This window comes from Peptostreptococcus anaerobius VPI 4330 = DSM 2949 (assembly GCF_000381525.1).
Classification (GTDB): Bacteria; Bacillota; Clostridia; order Peptostreptococcales; family Peptostreptococcaceae; genus Peptostreptococcus; species Peptostreptococcus anaerobius.
The window spans coordinates 1-19,056 of record NZ_KB906612.1 but is presented as its reverse complement, the minus strand read 5'-3'; the positions used below and the strand labels follow the sequence as shown (position 1 = coordinate 19,056).

Below are 19,056 nucleotides of genomic sequence, written 5' to 3'. Positions count from 1 at the left end.
GGTCAATACTAAAAAAGGTTGTTGATATAAACTACTCTATCAACAACCTTTTAATTACTACATTTTATTTACTACATTTTATTTACTACATTTTATTTACTATATTTTATTTTCTGGTGTTTTTTGTAAATTTTTTTCAGGTATTAGACTTATAAGAAGCCAGACCATACCAATACCTATGATCATATGTCCTAGACCAGATATTCCAGAAAGGGCAGCTCTTGGGAATAGGTCAGCACCTGCTGAGGTTATCTCATAGATTCCCTTTACAAGCATACAGACAATTGTAAGAACCAGACCAGATAGATATAGCTTGATAGGTCTTTTTAGCTTTATGATGTCTATTCTAAGAATTTTTACAAGCATATATACCAAGACTAGCATCATAAATCCGAGAGTCAATAGGTGTACATGAATAAAACTAAGACTTGTAAGCCCCTGCCACTTGTAGTACTTGACAAACTCCCTGTAAAATACACCACTTATAAGACCCATAATCAAAAAACTAATAGCTAGCTTAAATATATTCTCCTGTTCAAACTCGTCCACAAAATACCTATAGCCTACCATTACAATTAGAACATACATTATAGTTTTGGGTATCATAAGTGCGCCTAAAATCGGTATAAATCTAGCTCCTACAACTACAGGAATATAAAACAAAAAGCTCAAGAAGATAAAAATACTTGCATTTTTTAGACCATCAATATGTCTGTACTTGTAAGTCCACCCTATTATCAAGATACCCATTATTAAAAATGGTATATTTCTTATAATAGCAAACGTATAGTCACCTTGGCTGCCCCATAGATTCTGTGGCATCAAGACAAGACCTATCCTCACAATTGCAAGGCCATATATAAGCATGGACTTTCTTTTGCTTTTATCACCTGCTATGCCTACATAATACCTATAAAACATTATATAAAAAATAGTCATAGTTATACTAGTAACAAATTCACCCCAAGAAAGGGCAGCTATATTTTTTTCAAATCCACCTAAACTCAGGTGACTGACAAGCCTAGGAATCAGATGAAAGGCATCACCAAGCCCCAATAAAATAGCCATTATTCCAAAATTCTTAGCTCCTTCCTTTCTCTCTAAAAGTATCCTAACACCCAAGCCTATTACAAGACTCAAGTAACCTATATCAAAAATTGATTCCATTAAACTCATCATCGTCCAATACCTCCTATTATCCATTTAACATACAAGCTATAGTGGTCCACAAACTCTTCTTTTGACCACTCTTCCAAAAACAATCTCTGCATCAGCGAATGTACCAGGGCCCCCAGGTAGTGGACTTGTTCACTCTCGCCATAGTTTCCCTCACAAGCCTTAGAGTTGCTAGCTACATACTGCTTCCAATCCCTGTCGAGACTCATATTCCAATACAAAAACTTATTCCTGTATATATAATAGTATTCACCCTTAAATATCTCATCAGCAAGCTCTCTTCCATAGTCTTCAAGAGTCTTATTTATGTTGCCCTTGTTTTTTTCTAACAAGTTTAAAAATAAGGAATGAACCTCTCCAGTAAACTTGTCCAATATATAAAAATAACTCTCCTCTAGACTGTAGAAATACTGGTAGAAACTACCTCTGGATATATTTAAGTCTTCAACTATATTTTTTACAGTAGCCTCACAAAGAGGATTAGATTCAAACTCCTTAATCAGAGCTTTCTCTATTAAAGTCTTCTTGTCTTCGTTGAGATTATAAAAAGTCTCCTTTGGCATAAATATCCCCCTTTCAAAAGTGACATCGTGTCACTATAGTATATGACATAGTGTCATTTTTGTCAATAGGTCGAATTTAGCATTAAAAATAGACCTTTTAACGACTTGTCTAGGTCAATTTCTGCACTAAAAAAGCACCCCAACCTCTGTTTAAGTGCTTATATAAATGGTGTTATTTCTTTTAATCTGTCATAGTATTCTCTAAGCCTAATATCCATATCTGTAGTATCAGTATACGGCTCAGTTTCTGCACATAACTCGGGAAGTTCATCAACTATATCATATGTCTCATCTGTAGCAATATCTTCCCAATTATCAAACAAGTAATCTTCTAAGAAGTGATAGAAGTTGTACTCTCTTGTGATATTTTGATACCCTTCAGGAATTGTAACTGTATCACCATCAAGATATGATTTTATTAAATTCATTAGCTCTTTAATCATATTCAATCCATCCTTTCTTAAATAGTATTAAAACTCCTATACTGGTTGTTTACTCTCCAATATCCATTGTCATCATTATGCTTCATTTTCTGATACTTATCAAATGATTTTGGTACTTGTACACCTGCGTTTTTGTACTTTTCAAACTTTCTCTTATCGCTGTGTCTATTTTTCCAAGCTTTTTCTACTGGACTAAAAAAGCCCCCAAACCTCTGTTAAAGTGCTTTTTTAAAAAAACTGTGTCAATTCTATATCTGAGTCAACATAAACTGCATCAATATCAGTTACTCCTTTCTTGTAGAAAAAGGATTTTGCGTTCATATTATCAATCATTGATTGAAGTATCCTATTTCTTCTTTCTTCACTGATTTTTAAAGCTTCTAGGAATGTACCATCAAATACAGGACTATCCATAGATGCTTCAATTCCAACCTGTATCTTGTACACTATTTTAAGGTTATCCATTATACCATCTCTTTTAATCTTTCATAGTACATACTAAGCCTAATATCCATATCTGTAGTATCCAACATTGGTTCCATTTCTATGGCTATATCAAATATATGTTCTACAATGTCATCAACTTCTGTGGTTAATTCGCCTTTTTCAGAACCTATAAAATCCTCTAAGAAATAATAAAAGTAATAGTTTCCCTCGGTCTGTTCTTTATCTACGTGAATATCTTCATAGCCTTCTGGAGTATCTACAGGTTCATTATTTAAATACTTTTCTATAAAATTTATGAGTTGATTGATCATATTTCGTTCCAATCCTTTCTCGGTTTATTTCTATTAGCCACTATAATCTTTATGTTTGTTTTATGCCCTGCATCAAATACATGACTATCCATAGATGCTTCAATGCCAGCCAGTATCTTATACACTATTTTTGATTATCCATTGTATCACCTACTTGAAATCATCTAGAAAATACCCTCTTACTTCTAGGTTCATTATACTTTATATTCTGAAAGTCCTCAAGCTTTCCGGGAACTTTACTGCTTTATTTGAAAAGTTGTGTTAACTCCATATCTGATTTTATATAAACCTCTCTTTCTCTTAACTCGCTGGGTTGTTTGTTCTTTTAATGGAATTAAATTCCATTAAAAGCCCCCATATTGAATTTTTTCCCCATTTATTTTTGTTTTTCATAAATATATATTGATTTTTTTCCCAGTTGCATATATTATACAGATAGGATTGACCTACACCCGCATGACATGGCTACCCTAGTTACTGGTGACAGTATGTAGTCAATGTATAAAGATGGTGATATAATCCTAGTAAAGACAGAATATGACAACATAAATGGTAATGTTTAGGAGGTAAATTATGGAATACACAAATAGAAATATCAAAATAAACGCATCAGAAAACAATGCGAAACAAACCACATATGACAAGCAAGAAAATTACAAAAAACTAGAGAACCAAATTGACAAGCATATAGAAGTATTTAAGAGACTAAAGGATAAGTAAAATGAATGAAATAAAATATCTTACATTTGATGATATTATGACTACGCATGACATCATCTTACAAAAAACAGGTGGGTTTTCAGGTATAAACAATGCTGGGTTAATAAGTAGCATTGTTGAACATGTTAAGAATGACGACTACTACCCTACTATGATAGACAAGTTGACACATATAGTTTTTAGTCTGGTTATGAATCATGCCTTCAATGACGCCAACAAAAGAAGCTCTATAGCCTGTGGAGTCTTATTCCTTAATATTAATGGTTACGATTCAGTAGTTGATGACTTCATAGTGGCTATGGAAGACGTTGTTGTATCTATTGCAGAAGGAAGCATAAGTAAAGGTGGTTTAAGAGTTATATTGAGAGATATAGTATCTAAAAAAGTTATCCTATAATTAAATTTTATATATTTTAAGGTAGGTAATTTACTATGATTAAAAGTTTGGAGAAATCATTGGATTGACACAAAAATACCCTAAGAGCATTGGTATTCAACACTCTTAGGGTATCCTATTTTACAAATTCTTCTTAACAAGTTCGTTTATTTTTCTTCCATCTGCACGTCCGGCAGTTTTAGGCTTTATGATAGCCATAATCTTGCCCATATCCTTCATTGATGTAGCACCAACTTCAGCTATAGTCTCGATTACAATTTTTTCAAGTTCTTCTTCGCTTAATTGTTGAGGTAGGTATTCTTTCAAAACTTGTATTTCAGATTTTGTTTCTTCAATCAAATCTTCTCTTCCAGCCTTTTCAAATTCTGCTAGAGAATCATTTCTCTGCTTCAATTGCTTGGATATAATATCCATAACAGCAACGTCATCCAATTCTACTCTCTGGTCGACTTCGATTTGCTTGATCGCAGCTCTAACTAATGTTATAACTGACTTTCTGATTGTGTCCTTGTTTTTCATTGAAGACTTTAGGTCTTCTTGTAACTTTTCTTTAAGGGACATCCCCCTTCACCTCTTCTTAAAAACTATCTTTTAGCGTTTTTTCTTCTAGCAGCTTCTGCTTTTTTCTTACGCTTAACACTTGGCTTGTCATAGTGTTCTCTTTTTCTTACTTCTGACATTATGCCAGACATAGCACACTGTCTCTTAAATCTTCTAAGCGCACTATCTAATGATTCATTTTCTCTTACTCTTACTTCTGACATCTGTTTCACCTCCCTACAATTTAGCGATTTGCATGTCATATAGACTTGCACCATAATATTATAATCTAAAGCCTTTATTTTTTCAAGACTTTTTGAGTATATTTATTAATTAAATCTCTTAATTAATCTGTCACTAGTCTTGTAAGTGGCTTGCCTGCTAGTAGGTGGTAGTGGATATGAGGCACTTCCTGGCCGCCATCCTTGCCACAGTTATTTATTATCCTATAACCATCCTTGGCAAATCCTTCTTGGTCTGCAATCTTTCTTATCGCCCTATGAATATCTGCAATTATATCCATCTCATCCATTGGAATGTCTTCAAGACTGGCATAGTGGGCCTTTGGTACCACTAATATATGCTGTGGTGTAACTGGTGCCATATCCCTAAAAGCCGCCACCCTATCATCTTCATATACCATGTTTGTAGGTATTTCTCCATTAGCTAGTTTACAAAAAATACAATCCATATTTATCATCTCCATATATTTATTATTAATTACTATCTAAGTGTAACTGCAGTACCTGAACATGTCACCATCAACATACCATTGTCTGCACCTAGTATTTCATAGTCCATCTTCATACCGATTACAGCGTGAGCACCTATACTTGCCGCCCTTTGCTCCATCTCTGCTATGGCTTCTTCCCTAGCTTCTTTTAGCTTGCCCTCATAGCCCTGGCTGCGTCCTCCAAAGATATTTCTAAGGCCTGCTCCTATATCTAGCAAAAAGTTAACACCTGATATCACTTCTCCAAATACAATGCCCTTATACTGGTCAATTTCTCTGCCTTCTATATTTCCTGTCGTAGTAACTATCATATCATTACCGTTACTGAAAACTTATAAAAAGTTATAAACTTTTATGTTTCATTCCTACTTCATCGAGCATGCTTTCATACTGAACAAATCCAGATACTACTCACAAGTTCTTGTACTCTCCATAGACGTAAATTCCCGATTAACGCTCGGTACATATCTGTAATAACTTGAAGGTGTTATGATACAGATTGTTGCTTTAAAACATTTTCTCCATATATTTTTAGATTTAAACTTGCTTGAAAATCTCTATCTATGATGTTTCCACATTGGCATTTATAGATTCTATCTGACAGTTTTAAATCTTTTTTAATATTTCCACAACAACTACATAATTTAGAACTTGGAAAAAGCCTATCAGCAATAATTACTGGTATGTTATTAAGTTCAGACTTATATTTAATCTGTCTTCTAAATTCATAAAGCCCTTGTTGCCAAACTGCTTTGGATAAATATTTGTTCTTCATCATTCCACTTACATTCAAATCTTCCATACAGATAAAACTTGGTTTTCGCTTTACGATTTCAGATGTTGCTTGATGTATGTGGTTTTGACGAATATTTGTTAATCGTTTTGCTACCTTTAAAAGTTCTTTTTCTCTTTTTATAATGTTACTTGTTTTGCAGTAACTTACTCCTTTCTTATTTTTCTCATATCTTCTAGATATACAACGCTGTAACCTGCGTTTTCTTTTTTCTAACTTCTTTACTCTTTGTGTTTTATTTATATTTTTATAAGTATTTTTATCAGAACAAACTGCTAAATCTTTGATACCTAAATCAATTCCGATACCATCATTTAATGGAATAGTAGTAGCATCTTCCACTTCAATTCCAACTGACACATACCAATATAGCCCGTCATAGGTAAAACGTGGATTCACATATTTACAATCAGTTGGTATTCTTCCCTTTTCACAAAGTTTAATCCAATTCAATTTTTGCTTATTCTGTTTTTTACTCATTGAAAACTTTTCAACCTTTACATGAGTATCCGTAAACTGAATCTTAATATTATCTTGATAAAAAGATGGGGTAGAGTGTTTCTTACTCTTAAACTTAGGATATTTGCATTGTCCTTTGAAAAATCTCTTGTAGGTATTACAGGCATCTTTAATTGCTTGTTTTGTTACATTATTGCTTACTTCATTTAGCCATTTATATTCTTGTAGTTTCTTTAACTGTGTAAATTCTTTTCGTAATTCACTATCCGACAAGAATTTATTTCCTTGATTATAGTTATCTTGTTCTCTTGCAATAGCCCAATTGTAAGCAAATCTTGCACATCCAGCATACTGGAACAACTTAGTGCGTTGTTTATTATTTAGATTCAATCTTACTTTTATTGACTTTATCATTACTCATAATTAAACCTCCTTATAGTGTTTATGCTTTCTTCTATCATTAAAAGCTATAAAAGTCGATATATACTTTATAATTTTTTATAATTTATTCTTAACAGTTACATACCTCCTATTATAATATTCACCTATACAATAATCATCCCTTATATCGACTATCTTGGCCTCTAGTATTTGACCCCTTATATCCTTATCAGATTTAACCTTGATCCTGATATAGTTGTCTGATAGGCCCTCATAGTAACCTTCCTTGTCTACTTCCTCAAATAATACATTAAGAGGTCTGCCTATATATTTCTCAGTATTTTCCTTGAAATTCTTCTTAGATAGGTTGAGTAAGGCATCACTTCTAAACTGCTTGGCCTGTGGGTCAACCTGGTCTTTCATGCTAGCTGCTGGTGTTCCCTTTCTAGGTGAGTACTTAAATACGTGCATATGCATCAGCTTGATCTCCTTAAGGAACCTTAGGGTCTCTGAGAAGTCCTCATTAGTCTCTCCAGGGAATCCTACAATAACATCAGTAGTCAGCATCACATCTTTAATTCTGTCTCTTAGAGTGTCTACTGTGCGCTTGTATTCTGCTGCTGTATACCTCCTGTTCATCCTCTTTAAGGTTGAATCTGTCCCACTCTGAAGAGAAAGGTGAAAATGAGGTACCAACTTGTCTATCTTGCATATCTCATCTATAAATTCATCAGTAAATAATACCGGCTCGACTGAACTTAGTCTAATCCTCTCAATTCCGTCGATATCATTTACAGCCTTTATCACGTCTAGTATACCTATATCTTCCTTTAGGTCCTTACCATAGGATGCAACGTGTATACCTGTCAATACAACTTCCTTATATCCATTCTTGGCAAGTGTAGTGATCTCTTCTCTGATATCATCTATATTTCTTGACCTTATCCTACCCCTTGCATATGGTATGATACAGTAGGTACAGTACCTATCACACCCATCCTGAATCTTGATAAAGGCCCTTGTCTTGCCGTTGTTCTGGCTTATTTCAATAGACTCGAACTCTCTAACCTTCATGATATCATCAACTGTACTAAGCTTAGAGTTTGAATCCAACTCTTCTATCCTATCGACTATGGTACGCCTGTCGTTTGTACCCATGACAAGATTTACATCTTCAATCTCAAGTATCTCTTCTGGAGATACCTGTGAGTAGCATCCAACAACCGCTATTATTGATTTTGGGTTCTTCTTTTTGACCCTTCTTATATACTGTCTAGACTTTCTATCAGACATATGCGTTACTGTACAAGTATTTATTACGTATACATCTGCATACTCTTCACTTCCTACATTGGTATAGCCCTTTTTTTCAAACATCTCAAGCATGGCCTCAGTTTCATACTGGTTGACCTTGCATCCCAATGTATAAAATGCTACTTTTTTCAAACTTACATTCCTCCTATATCGCCTAATTCATATAGGCATATACTAGTCGCAACTATTGAGGCTGTCTCTGTCCTAAATATCCTAGGCCCCATCTTTACTGAGTATCCTCCTGCTTCTTTTACCTTGGCATTTTCATCTTCAGTAAATCCACCCTCTGGCCCTATAAAAATACCTATAGTTGCTGACTTGTTTTCTTTTATTATTTGCTGTATGCCCTCAGACCTTAACAGCTCTTTGATACCCAAAGAACCTTCCTCTTCATAGGGCATTATATTTATGTCGTTGATCTCCATATCCCCAAGGGCCTCTTTAAATGAATATATACCCTTTAAGTCTGGTATTATACCCCTCTTTGACTGTTTGGCTGCTTCGTATACTATCCTCTGCCACCTGTCCAGCTTCTTTTCTGATTTTTTATCATCTATATTCACAACAGACCTAGCAGTATTTACAAGTATAATTTCAGCTACACCACACTCAGTCAATTTCTGTAGTATTATCTCCATTTTTGTAGACTTTGGAAGGCCTTGGTATAACTTGATCCTTATAGGGCTCTCCCTATCTACATCTTTTTCTTCAATTATCGACAATCCTATCTCAGTCTTATCCATAGAATCAATCCTACAGATATACTCCTTGTTTTGACCATCACACACTTCTAGTTCATCGCCAACACTATACCTTAGCACCTTGGATATATGCTTTACATCATCACCCAATATGACTAGGTTCCTAGCTTGTGTGTCAATATTTTCCCTATCTACAAAAAACCTATCCATACTATCTCCTAACTGAAAAGTTTATTATCTACCATCTCAAATTAGCTAGCTACTATACAAGACCATTCGCCCTTTTTATTTACCTGAATATCCTTAAATCCATTTTCTTCTAGACAAGCAACAACCTCGTCAACCTTGTCAAGTATGATTCCAGAAGATATAAACTTACCACTATCCTTAAGGAATGACCTGACATCCTTTGTAAGGAACATCACTATATCAGCCATTATATTAGCAACAACGACATCAGCCTTTTTTGATGGGTCTATATCATCAGCTAGGTTGCCCTTGATAGCTGTCATATTTGATCCTACATAGTTTTTGTCGATATTCTCTTTAGCTACCTTTACAGCAACCTCATCTATGTCTATGCCGATTACTTCCTTTGCTCCTAGTTTGGCCGCACATATACCAAGAATACCACTTCCACAACCTATATCGAATACGACTGAGTCTTCCTTGACATATTTTTCAAGATTTTCTATACACATACTTGTTGTTTCATGGTTGCCTGTACCAAATGCCATACCTGGGTTTAGTTCAACGACTATTTCCTGATTTTTGACTTCATAATCTTCCCATTCAGGCTTTATAACTATCCTGTCTCCAATAAGGGTAGGCTTGTAATATTTCTTCCAATTATTAGCCCAGTCCTCTTCCTTGACTTGACCAGTAGTTACAGTTCCCTCACCAACATCCAGACCGCAGTCGCCTAGCTCCTGAATTCTCAGCCTTGTGTCTTCTATAAATTTAAGGACATTTTTTTCATCTGATATATATGTCTTGATGTACACTACATCTTCATCTTCCCTGAAAAGCTCCCTTTCAGCATAGTCCCAATCATAGTCATGGGCCTTTTGCTGGTAAAAGTCCTTAGGGTCATCTATCATAGCACCCTGGGCACCATTTTCAAACAGTATGTTTGTAATAGCCTCAACAGCCTCAGTAGTAGTACTAATTGTTACCTCTATCCAAATATCGCTCATATCTTACCTCCTATAAATTGATATCCATAAGAATTGGAGTATGGTCCTGTCTAGGTCCAGAGTCCACCATTATTGATGATTCAACCCTGTCTGCCACTCTTTCACTCACTAGCCAGTAGTCAATTCTCCAGCCTGTATTGTTTATCTTGCTAGTCTTGACCCTCTGAGCCCACCAAGAATAGGCCCCTTCTACCATTCCATTCTTATGACGGAATGTATCTACAAATCCGGCCCCAAGCAGGTTGGTAAATCCAGCCCTTTCTTCATCTGTAAATCCAGGTGACATATGGTTGCTGGCTGGATTGGCAAGGTCTATCTCATTGTGGGCAACATTGTAGTCACCACAAGCAAGAACTGGCTTATCTTCATCCAGTGTCTTTAGGTATACCATATATTTACAGTCCCAAACCTGTCTTTCCTCAAGTCTCCTAAGTCCATCTCCAGCATTAGGTGTATATACCTGAGTCACATAACAATCATCAAGTTCAAGCGTTATTATCCTTCCTTCAAAGTCCATAGTTGTAGGTGCCCCTATTTCAGGATAACTCACCTTGACATTCATCCCCTTCTTATACAGGAACATAGTACCAGCATATCCCTTTCTAGCCGGTTCTACTGAAGACCTGTAGACGTACTCATAGTCTGGTAGCATCTCCTCAATAATCTCTATATGCTTTTTTGTAAGCCCCTTAACAGATAACTTAGTCTCCTGAAGACCTATTATGTCCGGATCTAGGTCTATTATAGTCTTTAGCACCTCTCTAGATAAGAGTGCCCTAGCTGAATCACTTGTAAGTGCAGCATTTAATGAATCTATGTTCCAAGAAATTAATCTCATTTGTTTATTACAACCTCCATTTACGTTTTATTATTCAACAGTATATCCTAAGTCAATTATATATTTTATACCCAAGATTTTCAACTTTAATATATCTAAGTCTCTTATAAATTCCTTTTAAATAGATGCTTTCTATTAGAATTTTCAATTTTTTTGACAATTACTCTTTTATTTACTAATTAAAATGCTATAATATAAAGTAGAATATATTTAATTCAACAAATTAATTAGAAAGGATTTAGAAATGCATAATATTTCAACAGACTCACAAAAGTCAACTCAGAGTATCCTTAGGAAACAAGATAAAAAATACAGCAAAAATAAGATTTTGTATTTGGAGTTTTTGAGAGGGTTTGCTATTTTCTTCGTTATCTTCAACCACACAGGCACAAATGGATTTAACTTATTTTCAACATACCAACCAGCATCCTTACAGTTCTGGATAAGCCTTGGTGTTGCCATTTTCTGTAAGTTTTCAGTTCCTGTATTCTTTGCTATCTCGGGTGCCCTGGCACTTGGAAAAGATCCGGAGCCCCTTGGAAGATTATGGAGAAAAAAAATCCTCAAATTTTCACTTATACTTATAATTATATCATTGATATATTACCTAGAACTTATCTACAAGGCAAATGGCAACAAGCTAATCCTGGAAAAGGGTTGGATAAATGACTTCATTTTGAAACTTTATTCGGGTGATGTCCGTACACACTTGTGGTATATGTATGCATTTATAGCCTACCTGATAGGTCTGCCATTTCTGCAGTCGCTTGTCAAACACCTAGAAGACAAACACTACTACTATATGGTTGCTATTTGCTTGCTTATGAATGCTCTTGTACCTATTACACAGTTTTTTGTAAATAATGAGGCCTTTAGACTAAGCAGTGACTTCAGTATAGGTTGGATTTGTACAAACGTAGTGATCTACCCTTGCCTAGGCTATTATATACACAAGAAACTTGAAATTAAACATAGGTTATTGACTCCTATTATACTTTGGATTGTCAATATAGGCTGTATTTCAATAGCCTCATATGTAACATACTTGAGGGCAATGGATACAAAAACATTTGATATAGAGGCCTACCACTATTCTTTCTTGGTTATAAATATGATATGTGTATATATCACTGGCAAACTTTTATTAGAAAATAGAAAAATACCTAGACTCTTGTCTAAGTATATAAGGTCTTTGGGTTCATGCACTTTTGGAATCTACCTACTTCATATGATAGTAAAGGACCAGGAAATATTCACGGACTTTTTAAACTATATGATATCTCTTGGACTAGATAAACTTATGGCCGTATTGGTTTATGTTTATGTATTGATGATAGTAAGTTGGATTATTACCTTTATCCTCAGCAAGATACCCCTACTAAAAAAACTAGTCGGTTTTTAATATTACAAGAAAAATCCTAACACCTATCCTCAAAGATATAGGCTAGAGTTAAACTTTCTAGCTATAAGAGGATATTTGTTAGGATTATATTTATGCTTTTATTTAGTGAAGAAGTCTTCAACCTTTTGTCCAAATGTCTTCTTATTTCCCTTTGGATTATTGATTGCAACCCCATCCTTAGAATCACCAGCAAACTGTCTCAATAAATCTGCTTGCTTGTCTGTTACCTTCTTTGGTATCTGTACATCGACCTTGACGTACTGGTCACCCCTTCTTGATGAATTTACGTGCTGTATACCCTTAGATTTTAGCCTAAAGACTGTACCTGGCTGAGTACCTGCTGGAACTGTATACTTGACATCTCCATCAACTGTTGGTACCTGTATATCATCACCAAGTGTAGCCTGTACAATTGATACTGGTATAGTAATATAAACATCATAACCATCTCTTATAAATACATCATGTGGTCTGACATTTATTACTACAAGTAGGTCACCCCTTGGAGCTCCCTTTTCACCATATTCACCTTGACCAGATACTCTTATAATCTGACCATCATCTATACCTGCAGGTATATCAACTTCTATCGTCTTAGTCTTTCTTGTGTAGCCCTTGCCCTTACACTTAGAACATGGAGTTTCTATTTTCTCTCCTGTACCATGGCAGTCTGGACACTCTCTTTGAGTAGCTATATTACCAAACATAGTCTGTTTGATATCTCTTATAGTACCTGATCCACCACAAGTCGGACAAGTCTTCTTAGAAGTTCCTGGTTTACATCCACTACCATGACACTCGTCACACTCTTCATTTCTATTTATTTTTACAGATATTTTCTTTCCAAATGCAGCTTCCATAAAATCAATTGTAATATTCTGTCTGATGTCGGCTCCTCTTAGCGGACCACGTCTAGTATATCCGCCACCGAATCCACCAAAGCCACCTGATCCTCCAAAAACATCTCCGAACATATCGAAAATATCTTCAAAGCCACCGGCACCTCCACCGAATCCGCCAAAGCCACCAGCGCCTCCAAAGCCACCTTGGCCATTTACTGCATCTGCTCCGTATTGGTCGTATATCTTTCTCTTGTCTGCATCTGAAAGTACTTCGTAGGCTTCATTTATTTCTTTAAATTTCTCTTCGGCCTCTTTATCACCTGGATTCTTATCAGGATGGTACTTCATCGCAAGTTTTCTATATGCTTTTTTGATTTCTTTCTCATCAGCAGTTTTAGACACCCCAAGCATCTCATAATAATCTTTATTTGCCAAAACTTACACCTGCCTCCCCTTATTTAACAACAATAGCTTGCGGTTATCCACAAGCCATTGTCTTATTTCTACCTATACAATTATAGGATATATTTTTTATAAAGTCTACTAGTTATTAGACACTTACACTATCCTACTAATTATTTGTCATCAACTTCTGTAAAGTCAGCATCTACAACATTATCGTCCTTTGGCTGATCACCTGCCTGCTGGTCTGCACCTGCCTGCTGTGCTGCCTGAGCCTGTGCATATAGGTCCTGAGATATCTTCTGGAACTTAGCCAACAACTCTTCAACTGCTGCATTTATTTCTTCAACTGTAGATTCTTCCTTATCCTTAACTTCTCTTACCTTGGCTACTAGAGATTCTATTTCTGATTTTTCGTCAGCCTTGATATTTTCACCAAGTTCAGCAAGAGTCTGCTCTGTCTGATATGCTAAAGATTCAGCGTGGTTTACAGCTTCTATCTTTTCCTTCTTTTTCTTATCTGCTTCTGCGTTTGCTTCTGCTTCTCTTACCTTCTTTTCTATTTCTTCTTCTGACATATTAGTGTTAGAAGTTATTGTTATCTTCTGTTCCTTACCAGTTCCTAGGTCCTTAGCTGTTACGTTTACTATACCGTTGGCATCTATATCGAAAGTTACTTCTATCTGAGGTACTCCTCTCTTTGCTGGTGGTATATTTGTAAGCTGGAATCTACCAAGAGTAGTGTTGTCATATGACATAGCTCTTTCACCCTGTAGTACATGGATGTCAACTGCTGTCTGGTTGTCAGCTGCTGTAGAGAATACCTGTGACTTCTTAGTTGGTATTGTAGTATTTCTTTCTATAATCTTTGTAAATACATTACCTAGAGTTTCAATACCTAGTGAAAGTGGAGTTACGTCTAGTAGAAGTATGTCGTTAACTTCACCTGTTAGGACACCTGCCTGTACTGCTGCACCTGCAGCAACACACTCGTCTGGGTTGATACCCTTGTGTGGTTCCTTGCCTATGAACTTCTGTACTGCTTCCTGTACTGCTGGTATTCTTGTTGAACCACCAACTAGTAGGACATCGTCTATTTCAGAAACTGATATACCAGCATCCTTGATAGCCTGTTCAGTTGGTCCCATAGTATCAGCAACTAACTTAGCTGTAAGTTCGTTGAACTTTGCTCTTGTAAGGTCAAGGTTCATATGCTTTGGACCCTCTGCTGTAGCAGTTATGAATGGTAGGTTGATGTTAGAAGACATTGTAGAAGATAGTTCCTTCTTAGCCTTTTCTGCAGCTTCTTTTAATCTCTGAAGGGCCATATTGTCATTTCTTAGGTCTACTCCTTCAGCCTTCTTGAATTCTTCTGCTAGGTAGTCAACTATAATCTGGTCAAAGTCGTCTCCACCTAGTCTGTTGTTACCAGCAGTTGCAAGTACTTCAAATGTACCATCACCTATTTCAAGGATAGATACGTCGAATGTACCACCACCTAAGTCGAATACAAGTATCTTCTTTTCCTCTTCAATCTTGTCAAGACCGTAAGCTAGTGATGCTGCTGTTGGCTCATTTATAATTCTCTTAACATCAAGACCAGCTATCTTACCAGCATCCTTTGTAGCCTGTCTCTGGGCATCTGTAAAGTAGGCTGGAACTGTAATTACAGCTTCAGTTACCTTTTCACCTAGGTAGCTCTCTGCATCTGCCTTTAACTTCTGTAGGATTACAGCTGATATTTCCTGTGGAGTGTAGCTCTTTGAATCTATATTAACCTTGTAGTCAGTACCCATGTGAGTCTTTATTGATGATATAGTTCTGTCTGCATTTGTTACAGCCTGTCTCTTTGCTGGTTCACCAACTATTCTTTCTCCATCCTTAGTGAAAGCTACAACTGATGGAGTTGTTCTCATACCTTCGTTGTTTGGTATTATTGTAGGTTCTCCACCCTCTAATACTGCAACACATGAATTTGTTGTACCTAAATCTATTCCTATTACTTTACTCATTTTATTACCTCCAAATATTATCTTATTTTACCTTTTAAATATTGTTTTTTATTTTTATTATTTTTGTCTACTTTATCCTAGCATGAAACCTTTACCATGCTAGCCCTGATGACTTTTTTGCCTAGCTTGTAACCCGGCTGTAATTCCATCAAAATCTTGCCCGCCTCATGGTCAGGACTTTCTTCCTGCATAACTGCCATATGTAAATTCGGGTCAAAATCTACACCAACCTGAGCATCTATCTTTTCAAGACCAGATTTTTTTAGAGCTTCAACTATCTGAAGCCTTATCATATCTACTCCCTTATATAGGCTGTCTTCCTTATCTTCAACAGCATTAAGAGCTCTTTCAAAGTTGTCTAGAACTGGCAATAGTTCATTCATTACTTTTTCATTGGCATATAAGGCAATTGTGTCCTTTTCTTCAGATGTCCTTCTCCTAAAATTTGCATATTCTGCATTTAATCTCTTTAGGGCATCCTCCTTTTCAGCCAATTTGTTCTCTAGTGATTTAATCTTAAAAGCAGGTTCCATGTCATCTTGTTCTTCTTCAAGATTTTCCTCTTCCTGGTCTTGAGCACCTTCTTCCACACTTATTTGATCACTATCTACTGTCACTGTTTCTTCAGTTTCAATACTTTCTTCTTGACTCATTTCTTCTTTATTTTTCAATTCTTCTTTGTTCTTCAATTCTTCCTTGTTCTTGTTTTCCACATCTACACCCCTCTAAGTTTTATCAATTACCATCCAGCAACAAACTCATATAATTTAATATAGAGTATATTTTTGAATAGTCCATCCTAGTAGGACCGATAAAAGATATCTTGCCCTGCAGGTTGTCCTGTACATTATAAGTTGCTGTAATAATACTCAAATCCTTACTCATATCATCTTGTGAATTGCCTATTACTATATTAAGATTATCCTTTTGGATACCCTTAGTATCAATTATTCTAGCGACCTCATCTTTTTCTTCCAACATATTAAGGAATGACTTGGCCCTGACCATATCATTGAACTCAGGATAGTTAAATATGTTTGTTGTACCATTTAACTTAATCTTGTATCCCCTGTTATCCATACTAGAATTAAGAAGATTGATTAAATCATCTACTATCTCTGAGTACTCACCTATCTCATATTTTATATAGGATATCATATCGTCATCTAGTTCTGTAATTCTCTTACCTTCCAATTTATTAGAAAGGCTATTGGATATTACATTCAATTTTGATTGAGGTAGATCAACCAAGGTATTAAACTCTTGGGATTTTATCTCACCATCATCTGCTACTACTATAAGAAGTATCTTCTCAGGAGACAAATTAACTAACTGTATGTACTTTATAGTATGTTTTAGTCTCTCATCATCATACACTGCTATAGTTGTATAATTCGTCAACCTAGAAAGGATCTTGGACAATTCACCAAGCAGGCTGTCCATATTCTTAAAGTTGCCTTGAATACATCCTCTTAGAATTTCTTTTTCATGGTCCTCCAGCTCAGTTGACCCCATCAAAGAATCAACATACAACATATATCCCTTCTGAGTAGGTATCCTACCAGAAGAAGTATGAGGCTGAACTAGATATCCCATATCTTCTAGGTCTGACATCTCATTTCTGATAGTCGCTGCCGATACACCCAAACTATATTTTTTAGATATAGTCCTCGAACCAACAGCTTCTGCTGTCTCGATGTAGTCTTTCACTATGGCTTTTAAAATATTTAATTGTCTGTCGCTTAGATCCATACTACCACCCCATTTACTATATTAACGACGGTTCAAAAATTTAGCCCGTCCCTATCTTAACTTACATGATGTTTTTTCTTGTTATTATCACTCACTATCGAAGAGTGCTAAAAACTTCTTAACTATGTTATATCATGTTTGAGTCAATTTGTAAATACCTTTTTTGAAAAAAGTTTTTATTTTTCGACTAGCCCATCTGAAAATAAGATCAAAATAAATAAACAACTATACAAAAAAATGAACTAGCCTATTGACTAGTCCAAATTTAATTGTATTATATATTGCTGGTATTTAATTATCCAAGCTAGCATGGTTATTTGTAAAAACATCCGCTATCTCACTGATTGTTATAAATGCATTGGGATCAAGATTGTGTACAATGTTTTTTGCTTTTATAATCTGGAACCTGTTTAGTACAATGTATATTATGGATTTTCTTGCATCTGAGTAGTAGCCCTTACCATCCATAATAGTAATCCCCTCTTCAAATTCCAAAGACAATTGTTCACAGATTACGTCGGCCTTTTGAGTTACTATCATAAGTGACTTTGACCTATCTATACCGTCAACTATAAAGTCTATGGTCTTTAGGGCTGCCATATAGGTAACTATTGAGTATAATGGAAGTACCCAACTACTCAGTATAAGACCACATACTACATAGAGTATCACATTGTATACCATAACAAAAATACCTACCGTAACTCCTAACTTCTTGGAAAATATAACAGCCATTACTTCGATGCCATCCATAGCTCCACCATACCTGAGGGCAATACCGCTACCGGTACCAGATATCATACCTCCAAACAAGGCGCATAATAATAGGTCTGAACCGGCTAGAGGAGATACTACACTCACATCAATAGGTGACACCTCCGTTATATACCAGGCTGCTATAGAGTAGACCATGACAGCATATACTGCATAAACTGTAAATTCCCTACCCTGTTTTTTAAGACCGAACATGAATAGGGGTATATTTAGCAGAATCAGGAAAAATGACAGACTCATATAGGGTGGTGTCATCTGTGACAAGAGCATAGATGTTCCTGATATACCACTGTCGTATAATTTTACTGGTGCCAAAAATATAGTCACCCCAAAGGCATTTACAATACCGGCTATAGTTAAATATATAAAGTTTTTTAAATCAATCTTATCCATAAGCATTCCCCTTTTCTGAATCTCTATATTATTATATCATATTTATAAGAGCTATTTAAATACGCCTCCTTATTTTTTATATATCTCCTATTTTAGAGCATTCTATTTAGAACAATATATACAACATGAAAAAAGAACTCGGGATTTCTGATATGTACCCTCTTTACTGGACAAACCAGTAAGGAGGGTATTTTTATGCGATATAGTTATGAATTCAAAAAAGAATGCGTAGAACTATACAAACAAGGAAAGTGGATGGAAACACCAGAAGGTGTTAAACCTCGTACGTTTAGAGACAAAATTAGATATTGGAGCAAACTTGTAGATTTTCATGGAGAAGAAATCCTTAAACACAATGAACAGAATAAAAAGTGGAGTGCAGAAGAAAAGTTTAAGCTTGTATCAAAAGTATTAGCAGGAAATTCTTACGAAGAAACAGCACTTAAATCTGGAATAAATACAAATAT

The 19,056-nt window shown here is 35.5% G+C and carries 22 protein-coding genes and 1 pseudogene; 4 read left to right on the top strand and 19 right to left on the bottom strand.

Annotated features, from left to right (window positions below):
• Positions 1-99: 99 nt before the first annotated feature.
• The 5 genes from F823_RS0103870 to F823_RS0103850 all read right to left on the bottom strand — a co-directional run bounded on the left by F823_RS0103870 (position 100) and on the right by F823_RS0103850 (position 2,940).
• Positions 100-1,179, bottom strand: coding sequence for a DUF2871 domain-containing protein (locus F823_RS0103870; RefSeq protein WP_019595397.1), 1,080 nt, complete (start codon positions 1,177-1,179; stop codon positions 100-102).
• Entirely contained in the window at positions 1,176-1,739 is a 564-nt protein-coding gene (locus F823_RS0103865; RefSeq protein WP_002844552.1) for a TetR/AcrR family transcriptional regulator, read from the bottom strand. Before F823_RS0103865 ends, F823_RS0103870 begins: the two co-directional genes overlap by 4 nt.
• A gap of 158 nt (positions 1,740-1,897) precedes the next feature.
• Entirely contained in the window at positions 1,898-2,182 is a 285-nt protein-coding gene (locus F823_RS0103860) for a hypothetical protein (RefSeq protein ID WP_002845514.1), read from the bottom strand.
• A 228-nt stretch (positions 2,183-2,410) separates the two neighbouring features.
• Positions 2,411-2,647 carry a hypothetical protein gene (locus tag F823_RS0103855; RefSeq protein WP_002845515.1) on the bottom strand — a complete coding sequence of 79 codons (237 nt, stop codon included), beginning with the start codon at positions 2,645-2,647 and terminating at the stop codon, positions 2,411-2,413.
• Positions 2,647-2,940, bottom strand: coding sequence for a hypothetical protein (locus tag F823_RS0103850; RefSeq protein WP_002844459.1), 294 nt, complete (start codon positions 2,938-2,940; stop codon positions 2,647-2,649). The genes F823_RS0103855 and F823_RS0103850 overlap by 1 nt, the downstream gene beginning before the upstream one ends.
• A 573-nt stretch (positions 2,941-3,513) precedes the next feature.
• Between F823_RS0103850 and F823_RS11145 the strand changes: the two genes are divergently transcribed.
• Together F823_RS11145 and F823_RS0103835 are read left to right on the top strand one after the other, a co-directional pair.
• Positions 3,514-3,660 (top strand): hypothetical protein, encoded by a 147-nt coding sequence (locus F823_RS11145; RefSeq protein WP_002844434.1) that lies wholly within the window; start codon positions 3,514-3,516, stop codon positions 3,658-3,660.
• 1 nt (position 3,661) lies between these two features.
• Positions 3,662-4,057 (top strand): type II toxin-antitoxin system death-on-curing family toxin, encoded by a 396-nt coding sequence (locus tag F823_RS0103835; RefSeq protein WP_002844417.1) that lies wholly within the window; start codon positions 3,662-3,664, stop codon positions 4,055-4,057.
• Between the two features lie 120 nt (positions 4,058-4,177).
• Here the strand turns inward: F823_RS0103835 and F823_RS0103830 are convergent, their stop codons facing one another.
• The 9 genes from F823_RS0103830 to F823_RS0103790 form a co-directional block, all read right to left on the bottom strand.
• Positions 4,178-4,618, bottom strand: coding sequence for a GatB/YqeY domain-containing protein (locus F823_RS0103830; RefSeq protein WP_002845519.1), 441 nt, complete (start codon positions 4,616-4,618; stop codon positions 4,178-4,180).
• 23 nt (positions 4,619-4,641) lie between these two features.
• A complete protein-coding gene (gene rpsU, locus F823_RS0103825; RefSeq protein ID WP_002844447.1) occupies positions 4,642-4,821 on the bottom strand; it encodes a 30S ribosomal protein S21 in 180 nt (59 codons plus the stop codon).
• A 122-nt stretch (positions 4,822-4,943) separates the two neighbouring features.
• A complete protein-coding gene (locus F823_RS0103820) occupies positions 4,944-5,288 on the bottom strand; it encodes a histidine triad nucleotide-binding protein (protein ID WP_002844485.1) in 345 nt (114 codons plus the stop codon).
• A gap of 32 nt (positions 5,289-5,320) precedes the next feature.
• A complete protein-coding gene (locus F823_RS0103815) occupies positions 5,321-5,641 on the bottom strand; it encodes a putative heavy metal-binding protein (RefSeq protein WP_002844513.1) in 321 nt (106 codons plus the stop codon).
• A 176-nt stretch (positions 5,642-5,817) separates the two neighbouring features.
• Positions 5,818-6,996 carry an RNA-guided endonuclease InsQ/TnpB family protein gene (locus tag F823_RS0103810; protein ID WP_002845522.1) on the bottom strand — a complete coding sequence of 393 codons (1,179 nt, stop codon included), beginning with the start codon at positions 6,994-6,996 and terminating at the stop codon, positions 5,818-5,820.
• 84 nt (positions 6,997-7,080) lie between these two features.
• Positions 7,081-8,409: a tRNA (N(6)-L-threonylcarbamoyladenosine(37)-C(2))-methylthiotransferase MtaB gene (gene mtaB, locus F823_RS0103805; RefSeq protein WP_002845523.1), complete on the bottom strand. Its 1,329-nt coding sequence runs from the start codon at positions 8,407-8,409 to the stop codon at positions 7,081-7,083.
• Positions 8,410-8,411: 2 nt separating this feature from the next.
• Complete coding sequence (locus tag F823_RS0103800; RefSeq protein ID WP_002845524.1) at positions 8,412-9,188, bottom strand: RsmE family RNA methyltransferase; 777 nt, start codon at positions 9,186-9,188, stop codon at positions 8,412-8,414.
• 41 nt (positions 9,189-9,229) lie between these two features.
• Positions 9,230-10,174 carry a 50S ribosomal protein L11 methyltransferase gene (gene prmA, locus F823_RS0103795; protein WP_002845525.1) on the bottom strand — a complete coding sequence of 315 codons (945 nt, stop codon included), beginning with the start codon at positions 10,172-10,174 and terminating at the stop codon, positions 9,230-9,232.
• A gap of 10 nt (positions 10,175-10,184) precedes the next feature.
• On the bottom strand, positions 10,185-11,012 hold the full coding sequence (locus tag F823_RS0103790) for an exodeoxyribonuclease III (RefSeq protein WP_002845526.1): 828 nt from the start codon (positions 11,010-11,012) through the stop codon (positions 10,185-10,187).
• Positions 11,013-11,256: 244 nt separating this feature from the next.
• On the opposite strand from F823_RS0103790, the gene F823_RS0103785 reads away from it, so the two are divergent.
• Entirely contained in the window at positions 11,257-12,414 is a 1,158-nt protein-coding gene (locus F823_RS0103785; protein ID WP_019595396.1) for an acyltransferase, read from the top strand.
• Positions 12,415-12,512: 98 nt separating this feature from the next.
• Here F823_RS0103785 and dnaJ read toward each other — a convergent pair whose 3' ends face one another.
• The 5 genes from dnaJ to F823_RS0103760 all read right to left on the bottom strand — a co-directional run bounded on the left by dnaJ (position 12,513) and on the right by F823_RS0103760 (position 18,589).
• Positions 12,513-13,667, bottom strand: a complete 1,155-nt coding sequence (gene dnaJ, locus F823_RS0103780; protein ID WP_002845529.1) for a molecular chaperone DnaJ — start codon at positions 13,665-13,667, stop codon at positions 12,513-12,515.
• 164 nt (positions 13,668-13,831) lie between these two features.
• Entirely contained in the window at positions 13,832-15,670 is a 1,839-nt protein-coding gene (gene dnaK, locus F823_RS0103775; protein WP_002844504.1) for a molecular chaperone DnaK, read from the bottom strand.
• Positions 15,671-15,747: 77 nt separating this feature from the next.
• A complete protein-coding gene (gene grpE / locus F823_RS0103770; RefSeq protein WP_002845530.1) occupies positions 15,748-16,383 on the bottom strand; it encodes a nucleotide exchange factor GrpE in 636 nt (211 codons plus the stop codon).
• Between the two features lie 22 nt (positions 16,384-16,405).
• A complete protein-coding gene (gene hrcA, locus F823_RS0103765; protein ID WP_002845531.1) occupies positions 16,406-17,422 on the bottom strand; it encodes a heat-inducible transcriptional repressor HrcA in 1,017 nt (338 codons plus the stop codon).
• A 291-nt stretch (positions 17,423-17,713) separates the two neighbouring features.
• Positions 17,714-18,589, bottom strand: coding sequence for a YitT family protein (locus F823_RS0103760; protein WP_002844508.1), 876 nt, complete (start codon positions 18,587-18,589; stop codon positions 17,714-17,716).
• Between the two features lie 195 nt (positions 18,590-18,784).
• Here F823_RS0103760 and F823_RS0103755 point away from each other — a divergent pair.
• Positions 18,785-19,056: pseudogene (locus F823_RS0103755) on the top strand (helix-turn-helix domain-containing protein); the annotation flags it as partial.